21 protein-coding genes, 2 pseudogenes and 1 riboswitch are annotated in these 24,259 nt (G+C 73.4%); of the genes and pseudogenes, 10 read left to right on the forward strand and 13 right to left on the reverse strand.

Annotation, left to right across the window (positions count from 1 at the left end; genetic code table 11):
* Positions 1 to 170 precede the first annotated feature (170 nt).
* Positions 171 to 1,400 (reverse strand): FUSC family protein, encoded by a 1,230-nt coding sequence (locus AB0I76_RS04330; protein ID WP_357029823.1) that lies wholly within the window; start codon positions 1,398 to 1,400, stop codon positions 171 to 173.
* 121 nt (positions 1,401 to 1,521) lie between these two features.
* Between AB0I76_RS04330 and AB0I76_RS04335 the strand changes: the two genes are divergently transcribed.
* Positions 1,522 to 2,157: a metal-dependent phosphohydrolase gene (locus AB0I76_RS04335; protein ID WP_357029790.1), complete on the forward strand. Its 636-nt coding sequence runs from the start codon at positions 1,522 to 1,524 to the stop codon at positions 2,155 to 2,157.
* A gap of 120 nt (positions 2,158 to 2,277) precedes the next feature.
* Here the strand turns inward: AB0I76_RS04335 and AB0I76_RS04340 are convergent, their stop codons facing one another.
* A complete protein-coding gene (locus AB0I76_RS04340) occupies positions 2,278 to 2,550 on the reverse strand; it encodes a DUF4031 domain-containing protein (protein ID WP_357029792.1) in 273 nt (90 codons plus the stop codon).
* Between the two features lie 67 nt (positions 2,551 to 2,617).
* Here AB0I76_RS04340 and AB0I76_RS04345 point away from each other — a divergent pair, with 67 nt between their 5' ends.
* The gene (locus tag AB0I76_RS04345) at positions 2,618 to 4,018 is read left to right on the forward strand and encodes an FAD-linked oxidase C-terminal domain-containing protein (RefSeq protein ID WP_357029794.1); all 1,401 of its coding nucleotides are present in this window, start codon (positions 2,618 to 2,620) and stop codon (positions 4,016 to 4,018) included.
* Positions 4,019 to 4,027: 9 nt separating this feature from the next.
* On the opposite strand, the gene AB0I76_RS04350 is transcribed toward AB0I76_RS04345, so the two are convergent.
* Positions 4,028 to 4,504 (reverse strand): hypothetical protein, encoded by a 477-nt coding sequence (locus tag AB0I76_RS04350; RefSeq protein ID WP_357029796.1) that lies wholly within the window; start codon positions 4,502 to 4,504, stop codon positions 4,028 to 4,030.
* Positions 4,505 to 4,635: 131 nt separating this feature from the next.
* Positions 4,636 to 6,450 (reverse strand): glycerol-3-phosphate dehydrogenase/oxidase, encoded by a 1,815-nt coding sequence (locus tag AB0I76_RS04355; protein WP_357029825.1) that lies wholly within the window; start codon positions 6,448 to 6,450, stop codon positions 4,636 to 4,638.
* A gap of 150 nt (positions 6,451 to 6,600) precedes the next feature.
* On the opposite strand from AB0I76_RS04355, the gene AB0I76_RS04360 reads away from it, so the two are divergent.
* The 3 genes from AB0I76_RS04360 to AB0I76_RS04370 all read left to right on the forward strand — a co-directional run bounded on the left by AB0I76_RS04360 (position 6,601) and on the right by AB0I76_RS04370 (position 10,360).
* Positions 6,601 to 9,045, forward strand: a complete 2,445-nt coding sequence (locus AB0I76_RS04360; RefSeq protein WP_357029827.1) for a S8 family serine peptidase — start codon at positions 6,601 to 6,603, stop codon at positions 9,043 to 9,045.
* A gap of 94 nt (positions 9,046 to 9,139) precedes the next feature.
* A complete protein-coding gene (locus AB0I76_RS04365; protein WP_357029798.1) occupies positions 9,140 to 10,075 on the forward strand; it encodes a GNAT family N-acetyltransferase in 936 nt (311 codons plus the stop codon).
* An 87-nt stretch (positions 10,076 to 10,162) separates the two neighbouring features.
* On the forward strand, positions 10,163 to 10,360 hold the full coding sequence (locus AB0I76_RS04370; protein ID WP_357029800.1) for a hypothetical protein: 198 nt from the start codon (positions 10,163 to 10,165) through the stop codon (positions 10,358 to 10,360).
* Positions 10,361 to 10,453: 93 nt separating this feature from the next.
* Here AB0I76_RS04370 and groL read toward each other — a convergent pair whose 3' ends face one another.
* From groL to AB0I76_RS04385, 3 genes are all read right to left on the reverse strand, one after another.
* Positions 10,454 to 12,076 carry a chaperonin GroEL gene (gene groL, locus AB0I76_RS04375; protein ID WP_357029802.1) on the reverse strand — a complete coding sequence of 541 codons (1,623 nt, stop codon included), beginning with the start codon at positions 12,074 to 12,076 and terminating at the stop codon, positions 10,454 to 10,456.
* A 274-nt stretch (positions 12,077 to 12,350) separates the two neighbouring features.
* Positions 12,351 to 13,316 (reverse strand): hypothetical protein, encoded by a 966-nt coding sequence (locus tag AB0I76_RS04380; RefSeq protein WP_357029804.1) that lies wholly within the window; start codon positions 13,314 to 13,316, stop codon positions 12,351 to 12,353.
* A gap of 225 nt (positions 13,317 to 13,541) precedes the next feature.
* On the reverse strand, positions 13,542 to 13,745 hold the full coding sequence (locus AB0I76_RS04385; protein WP_067305333.1) for a cold-shock protein: 204 nt from the start codon (positions 13,743 to 13,745) through the stop codon (positions 13,542 to 13,544).
* Between the two features lie 226 nt (positions 13,746 to 13,971).
* Here AB0I76_RS04385 and AB0I76_RS04390 point away from each other — a divergent pair, with 226 nt between their 5' ends.
* Complete coding sequence (locus AB0I76_RS04390; RefSeq protein WP_357029829.1) at positions 13,972 to 14,529, forward strand: GNAT family N-acetyltransferase; 558 nt, start codon at positions 13,972 to 13,974, stop codon at positions 14,527 to 14,529.
* Between the two features lie 66 nt (positions 14,530 to 14,595).
* Here AB0I76_RS04390 and paaN read toward each other — a convergent pair whose 3' ends face one another.
* Positions 14,596 to 16,269, reverse strand: coding sequence for a phenylacetic acid degradation protein PaaN (paaN, locus tag AB0I76_RS04395; RefSeq protein ID WP_357029806.1), 1,674 nt, complete (start codon positions 16,267 to 16,269; stop codon positions 14,596 to 14,598).
* Between the two features lie 111 nt (positions 16,270 to 16,380).
* Between paaN and AB0I76_RS04400 the strand changes: the two genes are divergently transcribed.
* A complete protein-coding gene (locus AB0I76_RS04400) occupies positions 16,381 to 16,878 on the forward strand; it encodes a hypothetical protein (RefSeq protein WP_357029808.1) in 498 nt (165 codons plus the stop codon).
* On the opposite strand, the gene AB0I76_RS04405 is transcribed toward AB0I76_RS04400, so the two are convergent.
* Together AB0I76_RS04405 and thrC are read right to left on the reverse strand one after the other, a co-directional pair.
* Positions 16,817 to 17,836: a GNAT family N-acetyltransferase gene (locus AB0I76_RS04405; RefSeq protein WP_357029810.1), complete on the reverse strand. Its 1,020-nt coding sequence runs from the start codon at positions 17,834 to 17,836 to the stop codon at positions 16,817 to 16,819. The genes AB0I76_RS04400 and AB0I76_RS04405 overlap by 62 nt on opposite strands.
* Before the next feature lie 383 nt (positions 17,837 to 18,219).
* Positions 18,220 to 19,506: a threonine synthase gene (gene thrC / locus AB0I76_RS04410; protein WP_357029812.1), complete on the reverse strand. Its 1,287-nt coding sequence runs from the start codon at positions 19,504 to 19,506 to the stop codon at positions 18,220 to 18,222.
* Between the two features lie 10 nt (positions 19,507 to 19,516).
* Positions 19,517 to 19,652, reverse strand: a riboswitch (SAM riboswitch).
* A gap of 89 nt (positions 19,653 to 19,741) precedes the next feature.
* On the opposite strand from thrC, the gene AB0I76_RS04415 reads away from it, so the two are divergent.
* On the forward strand, positions 19,742 to 20,146 hold the full coding sequence (locus AB0I76_RS04415; RefSeq protein WP_357029814.1) for a DUF4232 domain-containing protein: 405 nt from the start codon (positions 19,742 to 19,744) through the stop codon (positions 20,144 to 20,146).
* Positions 20,143 to 20,418, forward strand: coding sequence for a DUF4232 domain-containing protein (locus AB0I76_RS04420; RefSeq protein ID WP_357029816.1), 276 nt, complete (start codon positions 20,143 to 20,145; stop codon positions 20,416 to 20,418). The genes AB0I76_RS04415 and AB0I76_RS04420 overlap by 4 nt, the downstream gene beginning before the upstream one ends.
* Before the next feature lie 86 nt (positions 20,419 to 20,504).
* Here the strand turns inward: AB0I76_RS04420 and AB0I76_RS04425 are convergent.
* Positions 20,505 to 20,678 (reverse strand): annotated as a pseudogene (locus tag AB0I76_RS04425) (GntR family transcriptional regulator); the annotation flags it as partial.
* A 183-nt stretch (positions 20,679 to 20,861) separates the two neighbouring features.
* Between AB0I76_RS04425 and AB0I76_RS04430 the strand changes: the two are divergent.
* A pseudogene (locus AB0I76_RS04430) lies at positions 20,862 to 21,133 on the forward strand (DivIVA domain-containing protein).
* 152 nt (positions 21,134 to 21,285) lie between these two features.
* Here AB0I76_RS04430 and AB0I76_RS04435 read toward each other — a convergent pair.
* Both AB0I76_RS04435 and AB0I76_RS04440 read right to left on the reverse strand, forming a co-directional pair.
* Positions 21,286 to 22,185, reverse strand: coding sequence for an ABC transporter permease subunit (locus tag AB0I76_RS04435; RefSeq protein WP_357029818.1), 900 nt, complete (start codon positions 22,183 to 22,185; stop codon positions 21,286 to 21,288).
* The coding region (locus tag AB0I76_RS04440; protein ID WP_357029821.1) for an ATP-binding cassette domain-containing protein at positions 22,185 to 24,259 on the reverse strand (2,075 nt) is incomplete at its 5' end. The genes AB0I76_RS04440 and AB0I76_RS04435, both read right to left, overlap by 1 nt.

The raw sequence follows: 24,259 nt of genomic DNA on the forward strand, positions 1-24,259 counted from the left end.
GCCCCACTGGCCGATGTCACCGGCGTCGACGAGTTCGGCGAACGCCTCGATCGTCTCCGCGAGTGGATGCCGGCCACCGCCCTGCGGGCCAGCATCGGCCTGGGCAGCACGGCCGAGCACGTGGACCGGCTCCTCGCCGCGCTCGGCGACCTGGGCTGAACCGGACGGCCTCAGCCGACGGGTGGGGCGGTGGGTGGTTTCGGAGCGCTCTCCGGCTCGGCCTGCCCGCCCGGCTGGGGCCGGTCGCCGAAGGACTCCCGGACCAGCCGGTTCGCCTCCTCCTGGCTGAGGCCGGAGGCGACCAGCAGGTCACTCGCGGTGGTCCGCACCTGGGCGATCACGACGTTGCCGGAGAACCCCACCCCCTCCTTGTACGCCCGACCGGCCTCGCTGACCGCTCGCAGCGCCCGCTCCCGGGCCTTCTCCGGTTCCTCACCGACGGCGAACTCGTGCTTGAGCATGCGCACCGACTCGGCGAGGTGGCCCACCGAGTCCGGCATCGGCTCCGGGATGGCCTCCTCGTCCTCGATGAGGGTCACCGAGCGGCGGATCAGGGTGCCCGTATTGCGCATCGCCCGGTCGATCGGCTCGGCCGCCTCGCCGTAGTGGGTGAGTTCGTCGCGCCGGTGCCACCGGGCCGGCGAGAGCATCGCGGTCTCCTTCGCCCCCTCGATCGCCTCGGTGAAGGTGTTCAGCTCGTCCTTGTTGTTCCGCAGTCGTTCCAGGGACTGCTGCACCTTGTTCCGGTCCCGTTCGCGGAGGCCGTCCGCGGTGGTGTCCAGTTGGGCCGCGAGCAGGTCCAGCGCCGGGCGCGCGGCCCGGTTGATCACGCGGAGCGGGTTCAGCGGCAGCAGCACGGCGGTGACCAGCAGCGCGATGCCGCCGCCGACGAAGGCGTCGACGAACCGGGGTAACTCCAGGTTCTCGGTCGACGGGCTGAGCGTGACGATCAGCACCGCCGTCGCCGCGGCCTGGATGACGATGGCGACGCTCGCGCCGGCGAAGACGGTCAGGATGATCGCCGCGAAGACCACCAGGCCGAGCTGCCACGGGCCGGTGCCCAGCAGGAAGATGAGGAGGTCGCCGAGCGCCACGCCGATCGCGACCCCGACGATCAGCTCGACCGTACGCTTGAACCGCTGGCCGACCGAGACGGCGAGCGTGCCGACCGCGGAGATCGGCGCGAACACCGGCTGCGGGTTGCCGAGGAGTTCGTGGGCCGCCAGCCAGGACAGGCCGGCGGCGAGGCCGGCCTGGACGGCCAGACCCATCGACAACCGCACGCGGTGCAGCCGGTCGTGCAGGTTGGCGCGTCCCCGGTGCCGGATCTGCTCCATCGCCCCGGCGATTCGGGCGCCGTCGACGTCACGTGCGCCGTCGCGCAGTCCCACCCGACGCATCAGCGAGTGTCGGCGCTCCCGGGCCACGGCCATGGCCGGGACTACCCGCGCCACGCACGGTGAATCGTGCGGAAGGCTCCCCCTTTTCGACGTGCCGGATGGAGGCGGCAGACTCGGCGGCGTGGTGGACCTGACCGAGCGGTGGCGGGCGGCGGCCCGGGACGCGGGGGCGACCGACCTGGCGGCGGTGGCCGCCGCCGGAGACGACCTCCTCGCCCGCTGGGGAGAGCCGCACCGGCACTACCACACGCTCACGCACCTGTCCGCCGTGCTGGACGTCGTCGACGCGTACGCCCCGCTGGCCCGGCGCCCGGACCTGGTCCGGCTCGCGGCCTGGTGCCACGACGCGGTGTACGACCCGCGGGCCGCGGGCGACGCCAACGAGCGGGACAGCGCCGCGCTGGCCGGCACGCTGCTCACCCGGTGCGGTCTGCCGGCCGCCGCCGTGGCCGAGGTCCGCCGCCTGGTTCTGCTCACCGCCGGTCACGCCCCCGACCCGGCCGACACCGACGGCGCGCTGCTCTGCGACGCCGACCTGGCCGTCCTCGCCGGCGCTCCGGAGGCGTACGACCGCTACGCCGCCGCGGTCCGCGCGGAGTACGCCCACGTGCCCGACCCGGCGTTCCGCGCCGGCCGCGCCGACGTGCTCCGGAGTCTCCTCGCCCTCCCCGCGCTCTTCCACCTCCCGGGACCGTCCACGGCCTGGGAGGCCGCCGCCCGCGGCAACCTCGTACGCGAACTGGCCACCCTCACCTGACCCTCCGGCCCGTCGCTCGGTCCGCCGGCTCCGCCGCCACGACGACCACTCTCGGTCACGACGACGCCGGGGTCGACCACACCGCCCCGGATCGGGGAAGGCGCGACGACGGCGGGAGAGTCAGCGGGCAGGGCGGGTGAGGTGCTTGGGGCGGCGGAGGCCGGAGCGACGCAGAAGCGCCACCAGGTCGCGGCTCGGGACCACCTCGGCGCCGAGCCAGACCGCCATGGCGAAGCGCTCGGCCGGGATGTCGTAGTGGTCCCGGTCGAAGGCCCGGCGGGACACGCCCAACGCCTCGGCGAAGGCGTGCAGCTCCGCCGGGGAGACGTCGCTGATCAGATGCGACCAGAGCCGCCCGCGCCAGGGCCAGGCCGGCCGGTCGACATAGAGCATGGCGGCCAATCTAGCCCCGCCCCGCGCCGGTTGATGATCACGTGGCGACGACCGTAGCCTTCCCGGCATGGCTGGTACCCCCCTCCTCGACGAGCTGCGCGCCGCCCTCGGCGACGACGCCGTGCTGACCGACCCCGACCTGCTCCGGATGCACGAGCGGGACGAGGCCGACCTCTGCGCGTCCGGTACGCCGCTGGTGGTCACCCGCCCACGGACGACCGAAGAGGTCGTCGCGGTGGTGCGGGCGGCGGCGCGGCACGGCGTACCGGTGGTGCCGCAGGGGGCGCGGACCGGGCTGGCGGGCGCGGCGAACGCGGTCGACGGCGCGGTGGTGCTCAGCACGGTCGCGATGGACGCGATCGGAGAGATCGACCCGGTCAGCCGGATCGCGGTGGTGCAGCCGGGCGTGGTCAACGCCGCGCTCGCCGCCGCCGTCGCGAAGCAGGGCCTCTGGTACCCGCCCGACCCCGGCTCCTGGGAGTCGTCCACCATCGGCGGCAATGTCTCCACCAACGCGGGCGGCATGTGCTGCGTCAAGTACGGAGTCACCACCGAGTACGTGCTGGGCCTGGAGGTGGTGCTCGCCGACGGCGAGGTGCTGCGCACCGGCCGGCGTACCGCCAAGGGGGTGGCGGGCTACGACCTGACCCGTCTGTTCGTCGGATCCGAGGGGACCCTCGGGGTGATCACCGAGGTGACCGTCGCCCTGCGGCCCGCCCCGGCGGAGTCGTTGACCATGGTGGCGGTCTTCCCGTCCACCGCCGCGGCCGGCACGGCGGTCGCCGAGATCGCCGCCCAGGGCCTCTCCCCCAGCCTGCTGGAGCTGCTCGACCAGACCCACCTGCGGGCGATCGAGGCGTACCGGCCGATGGGTCTGCGCACCGACGCGCAGGCGCTGCTGCTGGCCGCCGTCGACACCGGCTCCCGGGCGCCGGACGACCTGGCCGGCCTGACCCGGGTGTGCGAGGAGGCGGGCGCCGACGAGGTCTACGCGGCCACCGACGCGGTCGAGGCCGCGGCGCTGTTGCAGGCCCGCCGGCTCGCCCATCCGGCGATGGAGAGGTACGCGGCCGAGACGTACCCGGACGGCACCGGCGGGCTGGTCATCGACGACGTGGCCGTGCCCCGGGGATCGCTGGCCGCCCTGCTCGACGGGGTGGCTCGGATCGCGGCGGAGTGCGAGGTGCCGATCGGCGTCGTGGGGCACGCCGGGGACGGCAACATGCACCCGAACATCGTGGTGGACCGGGCCGACCCGGGGAGCCTGGAGCGGGGCCGGCGCGCGTTCGACGAGATCATGCGGCTCGGCCTGGACCTGGGTGGCACCTGCACCGGGGAGCACGGCGTCGGCCTGCTCAAGCGGGACTGGCTGGCCCGGGAGATCGGCCCGGTCGGCGTCCGGGTGCACCGGGCGATCAAGGCGGCGCTCGACCCGGACGGGCTGTTCAACCCGGGCAAGGTGCTCTGACGGGGCCGCTCAGGCGGTGGGCTCGGCCGGCGTGGCCTGGGTGAGCAGCAGCAGGATCTCGTACGCGACCGGTGGCTTCTCCTCACCCGGGCAGTCCTGCGAGGTGATCAGCCCGACCGTGGTGACCAGGCTCGACGTGAGCGCGTCGATGCAGCTCACCCGGTACTCCCGGGCCTGGTCGGTCTCCTTCGCCAGCCCGGGGTCGGCGAGCAGGTCCTGCAACCGCTTCACCTGTTCCGCGTCGAGGGCGCCGGTCGACGTGACACCGTCCCCGGCGCAGTCGGCGCACTCCCACCGGCCGTCCGCCTGCACGTTGAGGCTCCGCAGCGGGCCGTCGTCGCCGACCTTCTGCAACAGGCTGACCCGGCCCTTCTCGGCGGTGGCCGCGCCCGGCAGCCCCGGCCGGCCCGCCGCGGACCCGTCCGTTCGGGGCGCTCCACCGGCGTCGGCGCCGGAGCAGCCGGCGAGCACGATCACGGTCAGCACGGCTACGGACAAAAGGACCGGACGCGACCAGGAAGGGGGAACCACGCGCCGCAACCTACCCCACCGTAGGTAGCGCTCGAAACCGGCCGACCGGTCGGGCATCGATGATGGACGGTCTTTCGGACCATCGGTCAGCGGGAGGACGACGGAAGTTCAGCGGGGTCGCCGTCACCACCGCGGTCGGCCGCGAAACCGCGTACGTCCGGCGCCCCCAGTCGGGCCGCGTCCGCCGTGGCGTCGTCCGGCATCAGCTGGGACTGCCGCTCGGCCTCCACCCGGGCCCGGTAGTGCTCCACCTCGCGAGCACGCGTCGCCGCGTCCCACCCGAGCACCGCGCCCATCAGCTCGGCGGTGTGCTCGGCCGAGTCCAGGCCCCGGTGCGCGGTCTCGAACGAGATCCGGGTACGCCGGGTCAGCACGTCCTCCAGGTGCAGCGCCCCCTCGGCGCGGGTCGCGTACGTCACCTCGGCGGCCAGGTACTCCGGGGCACCGGCCAGCGGGGAGGCCTGCAGCGGGTCGGCGTCGATCAGGGCGAGCAGGTCGCGGGTGAGGGTGCCGTACCGCTCCAGCAGGTGCTCCACCACTCCGACCGGCACGCCGTGCCGGCGAGCCAGGTCGGCCCGGTCCCGCCACATGGGCGCGTACCCGTCGGCGCCGAGCAGCGGCAGGTCGGCGGTACGCGACGGACGGACCGCGCCGAGCCGGTGCGCGGCCCGGTCGACCACGTCCGAGGCCATCACCCGGTACGTCGTGTACTTGCCGCCGGCCACCAGCAGCAGGCCGAGCATGGGCTCGAAGACCGCGTGCTCGCGGGACAGCTTCGAGGTGGAGTCGGCCTCGCCGGCCAGCAGCGGCCGCAGGCCCGCGTACACGCCCTCGATGTCGGCGGTGGTGAGCGGCCGGTCGAGCACCGTGTTGACCTGGTCGAGCAGGTACTCGATGTCACGGGCCGAGGCGGACGGGTGGGAGCGGTCCAGCCGCCAGTCGGTGTCCGTGGTGCCGATGATCCAGTGCCCACCCCACGGGATGACGAAGAGCACGCTGGTGGCGGTGCGCAGGATCAGGCCGGCCTCACCGGTGATCGCCGAGCGGGGCACCACGAGGTGGACGCCCTTGGAGGCCCGCACCCGGATGCCGGGGCGCAGCCCCACGTCGTTGAGCATCCGCGACATGTCGTCGCTCCACACGCCGGTGGCGCCGATGACCACCCGGGCGCGTACCTCGAACTCGGCCTCGGAGCCGGCGGGCGCCTCCAGGTCGCGGACCCGGACGCCGGTCACCTCGCGGGCCTGCCGGATCAGGCCGACCGCCCGGGTGCTGGTGACCACGGTCGCGCCGAGGCTGGCCGCCGTCCGGGCCAGCGTGACCACCAGCCGGGCGTCGTCGACCTGCCCGTCGTAGTAGCGGATGGCGCCGGCCAGGGTGTCGGGACGCAGGCTGGGGAAGATCCGCCGGGCACCCTCGCGGGTGAGGTGCCGGTGCAGCGGCATCCCGCGACCGCCGCCGAAGACGCCCGCGAAGGCGTCGTACGCGGCCACGCCGGCCCCGTAGTAGGAGCGGCGGAACAGTCGGGCCGGCAGGTCCCGGATGCCGTTACCGGCGGGCAGCGGAACGAGGATCGGCACCGGCCGGACGAGGTGCGGTGCGAGCCGGGTGGCCAGCAGCCCGCGCTCGGTCAGCGCCTCGTGCACCAGGTGGAACTCCAACTGCTCCAGGTAGCGCAGGCCGCCGTGGATGAGCTTGCTGGACCGGCTGGAGGTGCCGGCGGCGTAGTCGCGCGCCTCCACCAGGGCCACCTTGAGACCTCGGGAGGCGGCGTCCAGGGCGGCGCCCGCTCCGGTCACACCCCCGCCGATGATCAGGACGTCGAAGCGTTCCGCCCGGAGTCGGCGCAGGTCGGCGGCACGCCGCTCGGGCGAGAGCTGGCCGGCCACGGACCGGGACACGTTGGGGTCACGCACGGTTCCACGGTAGCGGTCGTGGCCGTCCGACGGCATGCACCGCCCGCGCCGTACTGTCGGGGCATGGAGATCGGCCCACCGTTTCCCCCCGGTCGACCCGTTCATCCCGCTCCGCCCCGCCCGGGTCCATGGGCGGTGGTGGCGGCCGTGTTCACCGGGCTCTGGATCGTCGGGTTCACCGTGGTCTCCCAGTTCGGCGGGTGGCTGACCGACCAGGTGCTGCTCGCGTCGGGCCTGGACCGGGCGGTCTGGCTGTGGCCGGTGGTGGCGCTGGCCACGGTGCTGCTGGCCGGTGCGCCCGCGCTGGCGCTGGCGCTGGTGCCGCGCTCGGCGGCGGTCCGGGCGACGGGCCGGGTCTGGTTGGCCGGGGTGCTCGTGCTGGGGCTGCTGGGGCTGCTCCGGGCCCTCCCCCCGGTGCACCACGAGGCCTACCTCGCGGCCCTCGCCGTCACCGCCGCCGTAGCCGCCCTCGCCGCCCGCCGGCTGGGCCGCACCCGCACGAGCGACGCAACCCGGCCCACTCCCGCGATCTTGCACTTTCTGCCGGGGCGAATGGGGCGAAGGCCGCAATCGAGCGACCCAAACTGCAAGATCGCGGTGGGGAGGCTCGGGGTGACCGCCGGGCTGGCCCTGCTGCTGCCGTGGGTGTGGGTGGGCGCGCTCGGCGGGCTGCTGGAGACCCTGCTCGCCGTCCTCGCGGCGGCGGCGGTCGGCATGGTGGCCACCGCGCTGCTGGACGACGCCTTCTGGTCGGTGTTCGCGGTCGGCACGCCGCCCCGGCCGGCGCGGCTGGTGCTGGTCGGCGGACTGGTCGCCGGGGTGGCGCTGCTGCTGCTGGGGGCCGGGGTCGGCCAGTCGGGTGCCCAGTTGCCGCTCCTGCTGACCCTGCCGCCGACCGGTTTCGCGCTCGCCGCCCTGGCCATGGCGACCCGCCGGTCGGCCGACACCGCCCCGATCTCCACCGACACCGGTCCGGCCGGCGCGGAACCCGACCCGGGGCCGGCGGTCACGCGCCCGGCGACCGGCTGGCTGGTCGGGCTCGGCGTGTTCGGCCCGCTGGCGTTCACCGATCCCGAGGAGATCAGCGTCGTCCTGGTCAACACCCGCGACGTGCCGTACTGGGTGGCGGCTGCCGCCGGCGCCGGGCTCGCCGTCGCGGCCGTGCTCGCCGTCGCGTACGGCGTGCTGTTCGCCCGTCCCCGCGGCGGTCTGCCGCGCCGGCGGGTGGCCGGGGTGACCGCCGCGGTCCTGCTGGCCACCGTCGGGGTGGTCGCGGTCGGCCCCGGTCAACCCGGCCTGCACGGCGAGCGGCTGCTGGTGGTGCTCCGGGACCAGGCGGACCTGAGCGGCGTCCCCACCGCACCCGGGAAGGCGGGGCGGGACGCACGGGCGACCGAGGTCTACCGGCGGCTCGTGGAGACCGCCGACCGGACGCAGGCCGACCTGCGCCGGGACCTGCGCTGGCTGCGGCTCGACCACACCTCGTACTACCTGGTCAACGCGATCGAGGTGGACGGCGGCCCCGCGGTGCGGGCCTGGCTGGCCGGCCGGCCCGAGGTGGCCCGCGTGCTGGTGAGCCAGCGGGTACGGCCGCTGCCCGAGCCGGCCGGCGTGACCCGGGGCGACGCCCCCGCGCCGACCGGACCGGAGTGGAACGTCCGCCTGATCGGCGCGGACAAGGTCTGGTCGGAGCTGGGAGTGACCGGCACCGGCGTCACCGTGGGCAGCTCCGACTCGGGGGTGGACGGGAGGCATCCGGCGCTGGCCGAGGGTTTCCGGGGCGGCGACGATTCCTGGTACGACCCGTGGGACGCCACCCGCTTCCCCACCGACCAGGGCGGCCACGGCACCCACACGGTCGGCAGCGCGGTGGGCCGCAACGGCGTCGGGGTGGCCCCGGGCGCCGGCTGGGTGGGCTGCGTCAACCTGGACCGCAACCTGGGCAACCCCGCCCACTACCTGGACTGCCTCCAGTTCATGCTCGCCCCGTTCCCGCCCGGCGGGGACCCGTTCACCGACGGTCGCCCCGCCCGCGCGCCGGAGATCCTCACCAACTCGTGGGGCTGCCCATCGATCGAGGGTTGCGACCCGGGCGTGCTCCGGCCGGCCGCCGCCGCGCTCGACGCCGCCGGGATCATGGTCGTCGCGGCGGCCGGCAACACCGGACCCTCCTGTGGCTCGCTCGACGATCCGCCCGCGCCGTACGCGGAGGTGCTCACCGTGGGCGCGGTGGACGACCGGCGCCGGGTGGCCAGCTTCTCGTCGCGGGGACCGGCACCAGGCGGGGTCGCCAAGCCGGACCTGGTCGCGCCGGGCGAGGAGGTCCTCTCCGCGATGCCCGGGGGCGGGTACGGGTCGCTCAGCGGCACCTCCATGGCGACCCCCCAGGTGGCGGGCGTGGTGGCGCTGATGTGGTCGGCGAACCCGGCGCTGGTCGGGGACCTGGACCGGACGCGGCGGATCCTCGCCGAGACCGCGACACCCGCGCAGGTGCCGACGGACACCTGCGGCGACCCGCGGAACGTCGTCGGCGCCGGGCTGGTCGACGCGTACGCCGCCGTCCAGGCCGCCCAGCGGTAAGGAAGGGCGGTAAGGAAGGCCCCCGCTTAACGCCTGGTGAGGTGAAAGGGCCCCTTCTTAACAGGTGACCCCCGGTGCTCTAGGGTCGGCGACCATGGACGCGGAGATCATCGTCACCGAGCTGGCCGCCGACCGTGTGCCGGATGTGGTGGGGCTGTGCCGGCGGGCGCTGGACCTGCCCGAGGACGCGGCCGAGGCGGACGCCCTGATCGACACGTTGTGGATCCGGGCGGGCGCCGACCGGCCGGTGGTGGCGCTCGGCGCGTACCGGGGTGCAGAGCTGGTCGGGACGGTGGTCTGCTCGATCTCCGGGCGGGACACCCGACTCGGGCACGTCGACCTGGTGGCGGTGGATCCGGCGCACCGTCGGCGCGGCGTCGGGCGGGCGCTGCTGTCGTACGCCGAGCGGACGCTCGCCGGGCTGGGCGCGGCCGAAGTGCTGCTCGCCGGCAACCCGCCCTGGTACGGCTGGCCCGGTATCGACGTGCGTTACACCCCGGCGGTCTGCGCCGCACTGGCGCTCGGCTACACGCAGGACCGGACGGCGTGGAACATGACCGCCGACCTGTCGTACGCCGGATCCCCCGCCCTGCGGCCGACGGAGACCGCGGAGGCGCGGCTGGCCGGCCAGGGTGTGTCGGTACGGCGCGCGGAGCCGGCGGACCTGCCGGCGCTGACGGCCTTCGCCCGTTCCACCTTCGGTGGTTCGTGGGACGAGGAGCTGGCCGGGTCGCTCGGCCGTGACCGGGCGGGCTGCCACCTGGCGGAACGCGAGGGCGAGCTGCTCGGTTTCGCGGCGTGGGGGTCGTCCCGGCCCAGCTGGTTCGGCCCGATGGGCACGGCGCCGGCGGCCGAGGGTTCGGGTATCGGCGGGGTGCTGCTGCGGCGCTGCCTGGCCGACCAGCGGGCGGCGGGAATCGACACCGCGCAGATCGGCTGGGTGGGACCCGTGCCGTTCTACTCGGGCAGCGCGGGCGCGCGGATCGAGCGGGTGTTCTTCCTGTACCGGAGGACGCTCGGAGATCAATAAAGGGGCGAATGGGATATAGACCCAGATAACGTCATTCGCCCGCATGGGTCATCGACGCCCCCTACCGTTTCGGTAGAGGAGGCTCTCATGACCACGGACGACGAACTGCCCGGCCCGTTGCCGTTCGACCGACTCGACTACGGCGACGCCGAGCAGCGGGCGGAGATGACCGGCGCCGACCAACCGGCCGACGAGCCGGTCACGCCGGTGGACGAACCGGTCCAGATCCGGCAGCCGTACGACCGGGCACACAAGCGGCGCAACCAGCGGCCCCTGCCGACGTGACAGGCGGGAGCGCGCCGCTGTCGCCAGCGCGGAACACGGAAAGGGGCGGACCGCTGACGCGGCCCGCCCCTTTCGGCGTTCAGGAAACCGGACTCAGAAGTCCATGTCCCCGCCACCCGGACCAGCCGGGGCGGCCGGGGTCTTCTCCGGCTTGTCCGCCACGACGGCCTCGGTGGTGAGGAAGAGCGCCGCGATCGACGCAGCGTTCTGCAACGCCGACCGGGTCACCTTGGCCGGGTCGATGATGCCCGCGGCCAGCAGGTCCACGTACTCGCCGTTGGCGGCGTTGAGGCCGTGGCCCGCGTCGAGGTTACGTACCTTCTCCACCACGACGCCGCCCTCGAGGCCGGCGTTGACGGCGATCTGCCGCAGCGGGGCGTCCAGCGCGATCCGGACGATCTGCGCGCCGGTCGCCTCGTCACCGGCGAGGTCCAGCTTGTCGAAGGCGGTCTTGCCGGCCTGCACCAGCGCGACGCCACCACCCGGGACGATGCCCTCCTCGACGGCGGCCTTCGCGTTGCGGACGGCGTCCTCGATGCGGTGCTTGCGCTCCTTGAGCTCGACCTCGGTGGCCGCGCCGACCTTGATCACCGCAACACCGCCGGCCAGCTTGGCCAGGCGCTCCTGCAGCTTCTCGCGGTCGTAGTCGGAGTCGCTCTTGTCGATCTCGGCCCGGATCTGGTTCACCCGGCCCTGGATCTGCTCGGCGTCACCGGCACCGTCGACGATCGTGGTCTCGTCCTTGGTCACCACGACCTTGCGGGCCCGGCCCAGCATGTCGACGCTGACGGCGTCCAGCTTGAGGCCGACCTCCTCGCTGATGACCTGGCCACCGGTGAGGATGGCGATGTCGGTCAGCATGGCCTTGCGGCGGTCACCGAAGCCCGGCGCCTTGACGGCGACCGACTTGAAGGTGCCCCGGACCTTGTTGACCACCAGGGTGGCCAGGGCCTCGCCCTCCAGGTCCTCGGCGATGATCAGCAGCGGCTTGCCGCCCTGCATGACCTTCTCCAGGATCGGGAGCAGGTCCTTCACCGACGAGATCTTGCTGTTGACGATCAGGATGTACGGGTCGTCGAAGACGGCCTCCATACGCTCCGGGTCGGTCATGAAGTACGCGGAGATGTAGCCCTTGTCGAAGCGCATACCCTCGGTGAGCTCCAGCTCCAGCCCGAAGGTGTTGCTCTCCTCGACGGTGATGACGCCTTCCTTGCCGACCTTGTCCATCGCCTCGGCGATGATCTCGCCGACGGTGCTGTCACCGGCGGAGATGGAGGCGGTGGAGGCGATCTGCTCCTTGGTCTCGACGTCCTTGGCGAGCTTCAGCAGCTCCTCCGAGACGCTGGCCACGGCCGCCTCGATGCCCCGCTTCAGGGCCATCGGGTTGGCGCCGGCAGCCACGTTGCGCAGGCCCTCACGGACCAGGGCCTGGGCCAGGACGGTCGCCGTCGTCGTGCCGTCACCGGCGACGTCGTCGGTCTTCTTCGCGACCTCCTTGACCAGCTCGGCGCCGATCTTCTCGTACGGGTCCTCGAGCTCGATCTCCTTGGCGATGCTCACACCATCGTTGGTGATGGTGGGGGCACCCCACTTCTTCTCGAGCACGACGTTGCGGCCCTTGGGGCCGAGCGTCACCTTCACGGCGTCGGCGAGCTGGTTCATGCCCCGCTCGAGGCCGCGGCGCGCCTCTTCGTCGAACGCGATCATCTTGGCCATACGGCGTTGTCCTCCTGGACACTCACGGGCCACCCGAGTGTGTGTCCCGGATGGGCCGCCTGGTGTACGCACCTTGGGGACGTCGCCACCTGGCGACGACGACGTCTCCTCGGCCGGGCCGGATAGCCCGCGACGACCGGCCATGTGCCGCACCAGCGACTGGGCGCCGTTGCGGCCGTGGCCCTACCGCCCCGACCATTGGCACTCACGGTATGCGAGTGCCAATGACTTGTTTAGCACTCTCCCCTGCCGAGTGCAAGCACGAGTGCCCCGGTCAGCCGAGTTCCGCGGCAAGTCGCGCGGCGTTCACCGGACCCTCGCAGGCCCGCTGCTCGGCGTACGTCACGACCAGGCCGACGAGGTAGGCGAGGTACGCCGGCAGGGCCAGCACCGCACCGGTCAGGCTCACCACGACGATCCCGACCGCCGTACCGGGCGAATCCAGCGGAGTGGTGCCGAACGGCAGCCCGCCGACCGCCTCGACGATGCCGGCCACCACCGACACGACCACGAAGGCGACCGCCACCAACGCCATCCGACCCAGCACCAGGCCGAGCCGCTCGTGGAACATCCGGAACGCGCGACCGATCGGGTTCTGCCGCTCGAAGAGGTAGACCGGCCCGGCCAGGCTCAGCGCGAACACGAGGTAGATCCCGGGCAGGACGCAGAAGCAGACACCGACCCCGACCAGCACGCCCACCAGCAGGCTCCACCCCCACAGACCGAGGGCCCGGCGGGCGCCGTGGCGCAACGCCCCGCCGAGGCTCACCGGCTCGCCGGCCGCCTGGCGGGCGACCACCCAGGTGCCGGCCCCCCAGCCGACGGCCTGGACCAGGCCGAAGATCACCAGCGCACCGACGAGCACGCCCAACATCGCTGCCAGGTCGGCGAGGAAGGTGTCCGGAAGCGCGTCGGGGTTCTCGGCCAGGTCGGCGTCCCACCGCGCGGTCGGGTCGACCGCCAGCGAGAGCAGGGACACCAGCGCCGCCGGCAGCACCTGGGTGAGCAGCAGGATCGGCACCAGCAGGGGCCAGCCGCGTCGGACCGCGCCGACGCAGCGCGCCCACCATCCGCCCACGCCGGCTCCGGGCGGGTTGACCAGCGGATCGTTCGGGTCCAATCCGGGCGGGAACCACCCGCCGGGGTACGCCGGGGCCGGCCAGGCCGCCGGACCACCCGGGTACCACGGCTGGCCGCCGTACGGGCCGGGCGGCGGGGCGCCGTACGCCCCGGGGGCCATGGTCGGCTCCCACGGTTGGGGCGCCGGGCCGGGCTGCGGCGCGGTGGGGTCACCCGTCGGCCGCACCGACGGGTCGGGGTCTCCGGGACCGGGGGACGGAGTGGCCGGAGGCTGCTGGTCGGACAAAGAACCCTCCTCAGCGACAGCTGGAAAGGCTCATGATCCTCCCCGGTGCGTACGCGCACCGCAGCCCCTGCCCGGCGCTCCCGGCGGGCCGGTCGCCGGTCAGGCGATGACGCGGACCCGCTCCGCCTGGGGGCCCTTCTGGCCCTGGGCGATCTCGAACTCCACCCGCTGGCCGTCGTCCAGCGCCTTGTAGCCGTCCATCTCGATAGCGGAGAAGTGAACGAAGACGTCCTGCCCGCCGTCGACGGCGATGAAGCCGTAGCCCTTTTCGGAGTTGAACCACTTCACGGTGCCCTGTGCCACGGTGCACTTCCTCACTCTGCGCGGCATTCCACGACCCGGGAACCGGCACGCCGGCCGCCGGGGACCACCGTTCGGCGATCGGCGACGGCCGCTGAATCGGTGACCGGAATCGCACGCTACACGAGGCGTGACGGCCACGCACGACCACAAATCGGGCGCATTCCGTGCGATCGGCATCGTCGCCCGTCGCTGTGGTAGGCATGCGCTCATGACAACCGGTCCGGGGATGCCCAGCGCGGTGCGGCTGCCGTCCCGACGGGACACCGGCGGGTGGCCCGCCGCGCGGAGGGCACCGGTCCGGCGGGTCCATCCCCGGGACGCCGCCCGCATGCGGGCGCTGCGGCTGGAGATGCTCGCGGACGCGCCGCTGGCGTTCCTGGAGACGATCGCCGACGCCGCCGCCCGACCGCACGCCGAGTACGCGGCCCGGATCGCGTACGCGTCGGCGGGCACGGGGAACGCCCAGTTCGTGGCGGACCCGGGAGGCCGCCTCGTCGGGCATGCCGGGGGCACCGCGACGCCGGACGAGCCGGGCCTGACCGTCGTGTACGCCGTCTACCTCACCCCGGCCTGGCGGGGCACCGGCCTGCTCGGCGACCTGGTCGAGGCGGTGGCGAGGTGGTCACGCACCTGCGGGCGGCCGGAGCTGATGCTGGAGGTGGTGGTCGGCAACGAGCGGGCCTACCGCGCCTACCAGCGGCTGGGCTTCGAGGACACCGGCGTACGCGTTCCGCACCCGAAGATCCCCGCGCTCACCGAACTCCAGATGCGCCGCCCCGCCTGAGTGTTGAGAAGGGCCCCTCCTCTACGCCAGGCGTTAAGAGGGGCCCTTCCTTTCACCGTCGCCGGGTCAGGCGTGGCGGCGGCTCTGGACGACACGGAAGCGGTTCGCCACGTAGGCGCCGTCGGTGAGGGCCGAGTTGGCCGCCGGGTTGGCGCCGCTGCCGTGGAAGTCGGAGAACGCCGCCGACTGGTTCACGAACACGCCGCCGGTCAGGTTGCAGGACAGGTGCACGCCGACCTCGATGGCCGTCGCCTCGGCGGCGTCCAGCACCGCCTCGTCGGTGGAGTAGACCGCCGCGGTGAGGGCGCCCTTCTCGCCGACCGTCGAGCGCAGGATCTCCAGGCTGTGCGCCGTGGAGTCGGTCGCGATGGCGAAGGAGATCGGCCCGAACCACTCCCGCGAGTAGGTGGCGTTGTCGTCGGCGGCGAGCTTGACGATCGTCGGCGTACGCACCACGGCGCCCGGGAAGGCGGGGTGCTCGACCGTACGCGACTCCAGCACCGGCTCACCGACCTTGGTGATCTCGTCGAGCCGCTCCAGCACCCCGTCGTTGACGATCGCGCCGGTCAGTTCCACGCCGCGGGCCGGGTCGGCGGTGAGCTTCCCGACCGCCGCCGCGATGCCCCCCGCCACCTCGTCGAAGCTCTTGTGCCCCTGGTCGGTCTCGATGCCGCCCGAGGGGATCAGGATGTTCTGCGAGGTGGTGCACATCTGGCCGCTGTACAGGGTCAGCGTGAAGCCGAGGTTGCGGCACATGCCGGCGAAGTCGTCGGTGGAGTCGACCACGACGGTGTTGAGGCCGGCCTTCTCCGTGTAGACGGCGGCCTGCCGCGCGTTGGCCTCCAGCCAGTCGCCGTACTCGGTGGAGCCGGTGAAGTCGACGATCCGCACGGACGGGTGCAGGGCCAGGGTCGAGGCGAGCGTCTCGCCGGGGGCCTCGGCCGCGAGCAGCACCAGGTTCGGGTCGAACCCGGCCTCCGCGAGCACCTCCCGGGCGTAGCGCACGGTGATCGCGAGCGGCAGCACCGCGCGCGGGTGCGGCTTGACGACCACCGGGTTGCCGGTGACCAGCGAGGCGAAGAGCCCCGGGTAGGAGTTCCAGGTCGGGAAGGTGTTGCAGCCGATCACCAGCGCGACGCCCCGGGGGACCACGTGGAACGTCTTGGTCATCCGCAGCGGGTCGCCCTTGCCGGCGGCCTTCTCCCAGCCGGCCGTGCCGGGGTGGCGGGTCATCTCCGCGTACGCGTAGGCGACCGCCTCCAGCGCGCGGTCGAGCGCGTGCGCGCCGCCGGCCTGGAAGGCCATCACGAACGCCTGGCCGCTGGTGAACTGCACGGCGTTGGCCAGCTCGAAGATGTGCTTGTGGAGCCGGTCGAGGATCTCCAGGCAGACGCCCGCGCGGGCCTGCGGGCCGGCGTCGCGCCAGGCGGGCAGGGCGGCGGTCGCGGCGCCGACGAGCTGGTCGGCGGCGGCGTGCGGATAGCGAACGCCCAGCTCCAGGCCGAACGGACTCGCCTCGGTGGCGACCGTGCCGCCGTCACCGGGCTGGTCGAGGGGGAAGTCGCCGTGCAGGTACGCCTCGAAGGCGGCCCTGCCGTCGGCGGCCGCGGTCTCGCCGTACACGCGCGGGCTGGGTGACTCGGGGTAGGCGGACCAGTACCCCCGCTCCGTGATCGCGGTCAGCGCGCGGTTGAGGGTCTCGGCGTGCCTGTCGTACAGGGGGTGCGGGGTCTCCGTCATGCCCGCCATCATGCAACAGAAAGCCCCCAGATCAGTAGAGCAGTGTCACAACACGGATCGTCAGCGGCCGGTCGCCCGATGGCGGCCGTGGACGACCGGTCGCATGCTGGGATGGTGCGGCAGCGGACCTGCGCCCGGGCCACCTGGCTCAACGGCACCACCCCGGTCGGGCTGGTGCTGGCCACGCTGGCCCGGACCCGGCGGGTGCGTACGCCGGACGGGGTGATCGTGGCCGGCGGCTACCGCCTGCGGATACCCCGTCAGGAGTGCTTCACGGTGGGCTCGGTGGTGTTGACCCGCCGGCCGCCGGAGTGGCTGCTCCACCCGGACCGGGCCGACCTGCTCGGTCACGAGCTGCGGCACGCCCGGCAGTACGCGCTGCTCGGACCCCTGTTCTGGCCCACGTACTGGCTGGCGTGCCTCTGGTCGTACGGCCTGACCGGCAGTTACGGGCGAGGGAACACGTTCGAGCGGCGGGCGGGTCTGGCCGCCGGCGGCTACGGCGAGCCGGTGCTGCGACCGTGGGCCGCGCGGGCGGCGAGCCTGCTCAGAGGACCAGCTGCCAGTCCGTCCAGCCGTCGACGGCCCGGAAACCCATCCGCTCGTTGATGCTGATCATGTAGTCGTTGACGGCGGCGTTCCACGTGTCGATCGCGGTCAGCCGCGGTTCACGGGCCAACGCGTACCGGAGATTCTCGATCTTGACGAGCAGGCCGAGCCGATGGCCGCGATGGTCCGGGTCGACGATGGTGGTCTGCTGCCAGGCGTGCCACGGTGCCGACGCGCCCACGTCGAGCATCGTCCAGGCGACCAGCCGCCCGGTCGCCGGGTCCACGGCGCCGTGGTGGTAGGCCCGCCGGCCCCTGGCCGCCAGGACGACCTCGATGCCCCGGATGCGGTCCGTGTCGATCTTCTCGGGTTCCATCTCCAGGTCACCCATCGGCGCGTCGGAGATGATTCGGCTCTCCAGCCGGGCCACGTCGGCGACGTACTCGTCGGGCGTCCGACCGTGCCACCCCACCACCCGGTAGCCGGCAGCCCTCGACCGCGCGTCGGCCAGCAGGTCGTCCAGCTCGACCTGGCTGGTTCGGGTGGTGTCCAGCCGGCGGCGGACCTCTGCCAGCGCCGGCTTCGCACCCATCGCCGCGGAGAAGGCCGCACCGGCCTCCGGCCGCACCGCCCCGCCGGGCAGGGTCGCCACGGCGTTCCAGAACAGTCGCTTGCGGCCGTCGTCGACGGCCACCCGGCGGGCGTACGCGAACAGCGCCCGACCGACCCCGCGCCGGCGATGCTCCGGGTGGACTTCGATGGTGACGCTGGCGAGGTCGGTGTTGTCCAGCTGCGACAGCCGCACCTGGACGCGCCCGACCGCCACTCCGTCGATCCGGGCGAGCGCGTGCACGAAGACGTTGCCGGGCATCGGGTGGGCCAGCGTGACGCCGAACTCCTCCCGCTCGTCCACCGGGAAGTCCGGGACGTCGGCGACGGTGGCAGCGGTGGCGATGCGGTGTGCCTCGTCGACCGCGGCCGGGTCGGCGGTGTCGAAGGGCGCGACGACGATGCTCATGTGGCGAGGATGCTCCGGAGAAACACCGAGGGCCAGCGATTTAACCGCTGGCCCTCGGAACGTTGGTCGGGAGGGACGATCGCACAACGCCTCCGGCGTTGGGTCGTAAGAACTATCAAAGTCTCCGGCGAAACGCCCTCCCGCACGGAGCATCTTGCGCCGCCCGGTTCCTGTCGTCAAGTCCTTGACGGCGCGTTTTCCGCACTCACCGCGAAAAGCCGGTTACCGCGCGGATCGGCCCGATCCCCCGTCCGGGCGAGCCACCCCTCGACCGACGCGGCCTCCGGCGCGGCTGGCCAGCCATGATCGTCTGCACCGGAGCGGTCGACGGTGCGGCGTGTCGGGCCGCTCGCGTGCAGACGATCATGGCGGGAAGCGCGTCGTCAGCCGAGGAGGCCGGCGTCGCGGGCGGCGCGCAGGGACGGCTTGATGCGGTGGGTCGGGCCGACCTCGGCGGCCACCGCGTCGAGGGTCTTCAGGCCCTCACCGGTGTTGAACACGACGGTCTCGGCGGTCGGGTCGAGCCTGCCGGACTCCACGAGCTTGCGCAGCACCGCCACGGTCACCCCGCCGGCGGTCTCGGCGAACACGCCCGTCGTCCGGGCCAGCAGCCGGATGCCGGCGCGGATCTCGTCGTCGTCGACGTACTCCATCCAGCCACCGGTACGCCGCACCGCCTCCAGCGCGTACACGCCGGCGGCCGGGTCGCCGATGTTGAGCGACTTGGCGATGCCGGTCGGCTTGACCGGGGTGATCGTGTCGCTGTCGGCGTGCAGGGCCGTGGCGATCGGGTTGCAGCCGGCCGACTGGGCGCCGAAGACCTTCCAGCCGCCGGCCGGTGCCTCGACCAGGCCGATCTCGACCAGCTCGGAGAACGCCTTGTCGATCTTCGTGAGCAGCTCGCCGGAGGCCATCGGGATGACCACCTGGGCGGGGATACGCCAGCCGAGCTGCTCGGCCACCTCGTAGCCGAGAGTCTTGGAGCCCTCGGCGTAGTACGGCCGGACGTTCACGTTCACGAACGCGGTGTCCTCGAACTCGTCGGTCTCCACCAGTTCGCCGCAGAGGCGGTTCACGTCGTCGTACGAGCCGTCGATGGCGACCAGCTCGCCCCCGTAGACGGCGGTGGTCACGACCTTGCCCTGCTCCAGGTCGCTGGGGATGAAGACCACCGAGGGCGTGCCGGCGCGGGCCGCGTGCGCGGCGACCGAGTTGGCCAGGTTCCCGGTGGAGGCACAGGCGAAGCGGGTGAAGCCGAGCGCCTTGGCGGCGGTCAGCGCGACGGACACCACCCGGTCCTTGAACGAGTGGGTGGGATTGGCGCTGTCGTCCTTGACCCACAGCGGCGCGGTGATGCCCAGCTCCGCGGCGAGGTGCGGGGCGGCGACCAGCGGGGTGAGCCCCGGGTCCAGGGTCACCCGGGTGGCCGGGTCCTGGCCGGCGGGCAGCAGCGCCGCGTACCGCCAGATGTTCTGCGGGCCGGCCTCGATCTGCTCGCGGGTGACGGCGGCCAGCGCGGCGGTGTCGTAGTCGACCTCCAGCGGCCCGAAACACTCGTAACAGGCGTGCTGGGCGGCCAGCGGGTAGCGCGCCGAACAGGCGCGGCAGACCAGGGCGCGGGCGGGGCTGGCGGTGGTGTCGATGCCGGAGGGGGCGAGCGTCGACGTCATGTCGAGAGTCCTCTCATCTTTCCCCGCATCGCACCGTGCGGCGGGGACGGAATTGGCACCTGCCCCGCCGGTCGCTCAGCGATGAGCGCGCGGAGTGGTTGCCGGGGCGTCGTCGGGCCGTATCCCTCAGCCCCTCTGGATGAGGTATTCAGTTGTGCCGCCGAGTCTACGCAATGCCGGCCGAACCGCCGAGGTGTGATCCCATCTGCTGAGCGCCGGGTGCGAGGATCGGATCATGACCCTTCGACCCGCCGGTGCGCGCCGCCGGACCGCTCTGCTCGGCCTGCCGGTCACCGGAGTGCTGCTGCTCGGCGGGTGCGGCCTCGCACCGTCCCCTCCGCGACCCGCAGCCGACCCGGCGCCGGGAAGGACCGCCCCGGCGGCCGACGGCCCGGTCACGGGCGAGCCGGCGACCGCGTGTCCACCCTCGGGCGTACGGATCCGGGCCATGGGTACCAGCGCCGCGATGGGCCTTCGGGCGATGGGTGTGGAACTGGTCAACTGCGGCAGCGACCCCTACCCGCTGCGCGGATATCCGGTCCTGCGCCTGTTCGACGCCGACGGGAAGCCGATCACGGTCCGGGTGGTCGAGGGGCGACGGGCATCACCTCGGGCTTCGACGACCCGCCCCGCCCGTTGACCCTGCGCCCCGGCGAGCGGGCCGGGGCGGCGGTGCTCTGGCGCAACCTGGTCACCGACCCGACCGTGGTCGCCACCAACGGGGAGCGCCTGGAGGTGGCACCGACGGCAGGCCGACCCCCGCAGGACGTCGACCCGGACGGGCCGATCGACCTGGGCAACACCGGCCGGATCGGGGTGAGCGCCTGGAAGAAGCTCCCCGAGCCGACCCCGACGCCGACCACCGAGCCGCCCGACCTGCCCGAGCCGACCCCGTCAGCGCCGCTGCTGTGACGTGACACGCCCCCTCGGTCAGGCGGGCACGGATCACGTGTGGCGCGGCGGCCGGCATCCGAACGACGCCTCAGTGGTCGCTCTCGGACGCTGACGAAGACGCCCAACCCCTGCCTACCCAGCAACTCACCCGACTCGATGAGTATGTCGACGGCCTTCCGCACGGTGACGGGACTCGTCTCGTACTGGTCGGCCAGTTCTCGCGTACTCGGCAGCTCGTCTCCGGGCTTGAGGATGCCCGCCTTGATCCGAGCGCGCAGTCGTCGTACACCGGCGGGTTGTCCGGAGCCGGCACACCGACCACCTGAAGCCTGCCCGCGGGCGTCCGCGGGACGGGGAAGGGCCCGGGGCGGGTGCCCGGCTCCGGCCGGTACGCCAACGCGCGGACGTGCCGGTCGACCCCGCCCGCCCCGGTGCGCACACATCACCCACGTGGAGAGGGCGTGACCGCCGTGATCTACCGAGCCGGGCAGCGACTGCTTCCGTCGCACGTCCGCGCCGCCACCTTCGACGAGCGGCGCTGGCACGGCCTCGACCCGAACCAGGTTCACGCCTACCTCGACCGGGTCGCCGACGAACTGGATCGACTACCGGCGAGGCGACGACCGCCCGCACCGAGGGCGACCGGATCCGCCAGGCGTTACGGCAGTGGCAGTCCCGGCACGCCGATTGCCGGCAGGCCACCACGGCTCCGAACAGCCGGTGGTACCGGTGACCGACGACCCGTGCTGGATCACCCACCCGTGCCCGGCGTCGCAGTTCAGGGAAAGAGTGGCCATTCCGCGCTGGATGGCCACACTTTCCCCGAAACTGCAGCCACCAGTGCCCGCCGAGGGCGCGGGGCGGGCGGGGCGGGCGGGGGCGGGTTCAGCTCGTCACGTCCTTGCGGGTGAAGCGCCAGTAGGCCAGGCCCCAGAACAGGGTCGCGTAGCTGATCGCGGAGATGCAGCCGCGCACCACGTCGTCGGTCTGCACCGGTGTCGACAGCAGGCCCAGCCAGGCGGTGCTGAAGTGGGTCGGCAGGAACGCCCGGATCGCGCCGAGCGCGGTGATCTGGTCGAGGATGCTGGACAGGATCCACAGCAGCACGGCGCCGCCGACCGCGCCGAGCGCGGCGTCCGTCGTCACCGACAGCAGGAACGCCAGGCCGGCCACCACCAGGAGTACGACCGCCAGGTAGCCGAGCACCGCGAGCAGCCGCAGCAGGCCCTCCCCCGGCTCCAGCTGGGCGGCGACGGTGCTGCGCAGCGGCTCCCAGCCGTACCGGAGGGTGCCGATGAGCAGGGCGGTGCCGGCGAGCAGCACCAGCGCGATCGCCGAGTACGCGAGCGCCACCAGCAGCTTCACGGTCAGCAGCCGGGCCCGGGGCACCGGCACGGCCAGCAGGTAGCGCAGGCTCCCCCAGCTCGCCTCGCTGGCCACCGTGTCGCCGCAGAACAGCGCCACCACCACGACCAGCAGGAACCCCGCCGACACGAAGAGGGTGAACAGGGTGAAGTTCAGCCCGCCGGAGGTGGCCAGGTCGACCAGGCTGCTGAACTCGTTGTTGCCGTTGTCGTCGTCGTCACCGGTGTCGAACTGGAACGCGATCAGGATGATCAACGGCAGCAGCACCATGAACCCGAGCGCGAGCTGCGTCCGCCGCCGGGACGCCTGCCGCCGGAACTCGGCGACGAACGGCATCGTGGCCGAGGGCCGGTAGCCGGCCGCCGCGCCGGACGGGTGCACCGACCCCGTGGTGGTCTCCCCGCGCGTCGATCCCGCCATCACCGGTCCCCGCTTCCCCGAGAGTTCTCGCCCACCAGGGCGAGGAACGCGTCCTCCAGGCGGCGCCTCGGCACCACCCGGTCCACCCCGATGCCGGCCCGCACCAGCTCGGCCACCACCTCGCTGCGCGCGGTGCCGTTGGTGTCCACCACGAGCTGCCCCTCGGAGTCGGGCAGCACCCGTACCCCGTCCAGGCGGTCCAGCACCGTCCGGGCCGCCGTCGGGTCGCTGACCTCGAAGAGCACGCTCGGCGACTCTCCGACGATCTCCTCGACCGGCCCGGAGGCGACGATCCGGCCCTTGTTCACCACCACCGCGTGCGTACAGGTCTGCTCCACCTCGGCCAGGAGGTGGCTGGAGACCAGCACCGCCCGTCCGTCCGTGGCGTACCGCTGGAGCACCCGGCGCATCTCGGCGATCTGCGGCGGGTCCAGGCCGTCGGTGGGCTCGTCGAGGACCAGCAGCTCGGGTAGGCCGAGCATGGCCTGCGCGATGGCCAGTCGCTGCCGCATGCCGTGGCTGTAGTTCTTCGTCCGGCGGTGCACCGACGAGCCGAGGCCGGCGATGTCCAGCGCCTCGTCGAAGTGCGCGTCCTCCCACGGCCGGCCGGTCGCCCGCCAGTACGCCTTCAGGTTGTCCAGACCGGACAGGTGCGGCAGGAAGCCGGGCCCCTCGACGAGCGCGCCGATCCGGGACAGCACCGGGGAACCGGGCACCAGCCGGTGCCCGAAGACGTAGATCTCGCCGGCGGTGGGCTGGGTCAGCCCCATCAGGACCCGCAGGGTGGTGGTCTTGCCGGCGCCGTTGGGGCCGAGCAGGCCCACCACCTGACCGGGGTGGACCTCGAAGTCCACGTTCGACACGGCGACGAAGCCGTCGGCGTACTCCTTGCGCAACTCGCGCACGGCGAGCGGGGTGTCCGCGTACGCCGGGTGGACGGAGCTGACCTGGCGGCGCTGCCGGCGGCGGACGACGGCGACGACCACGACGAGCCCGAGCACGATGGCGGCGAGCAGGCCGGCGAGGATCCAGCGCCAGAGGGCGGCGGCGGTGGGGATCGGCTCGCCGTCGACCGTGGGCAGGCCGACCGCGCCGTCAGCGAGGGCCACCGTGTGCACGGCCGGCTCGACCGGGGTGGCGTACGCCTGGTCGGAGGTGGCCACGACCACGCGGAGCCGGTGCCCGGCCTCGATCCGGCGGACGATCGCCGGCAGGGTGACCGTCACCGGCTGCGCGGCCTCGACATCGCGCGGCAGGCCGGTGAGCCGGACCGGCGCGACCAGGCCGTTGGGCAGGGTGGCCGCGCCGTTCGGGTCGACGTCGTAGAGCTTGACGAAGAGCACCGCCTCGCCGGTCGCGGAGGCGACCCGGATGCTGACCGTCGGTGCGCCCACCACGTCCACCGCCTCGGGCAGTGGCGCGGACTCGAACCGGGCGTGCTGCCCCGGTATGTCGCCGGCGACGCCGCCGAGCAGCGACGAGAGTTCACCGGCGAAGGGCACCGAGGAGATCGCGGCCGGGTTGCCGGCGGGCGGGTTGGCGACCGGCTGCGGCGGGCCGGCGACGACGACGTCCCGCCGGCCGGTGCCGGCGGTGCCGGGGTAGTCGGTGGTGCGGTAGCCGGTGGCGACCAGACCCCGGTCGAGCGCGTCGAAACCGGCGATGCGGGACCAGGTGAAGTCGTCGCCCGGGGCGTCGCCCTCGCCCTTGACGTAGTGGTCGAGCCACTGCACGGTCAGGAACTTCACCCGGTCCGAGTCGGTCTTCGGCCCCTCGCCGCCGTCGTGGCCGCCGGTGAACCAGGCGACCCGCACCGGTGTGCCGTTCGCGGCGATGCCGCGCGCGTTGGCGTCCGCCTCGGCGAGCGGGAAGAGGGTGTCCGCCTCGCCCTGGACCAGCAGGGTCGGTGCGGTGATCCGGTCGAGCACGCCGGCCGGGCTGGAGCGGCGCAGCAGGTCCACCGCCGCCCGGTCGCCGCGGCCGGTGGTGGCGATGCGCAGGTACGCGGCGCAGACGTCGGCGGCGAACCGGCCGCAGGCCGGATCGGCGGCCCCGGCCGGCGCGGCGCCCGGAC

The organism is Micromonospora sp. NPDC049799 (assembly GCF_040656655.1).
GTDB lineage: Bacteria > Actinomycetota > Actinomycetes > Mycobacteriales > Micromonosporaceae > Micromonospora.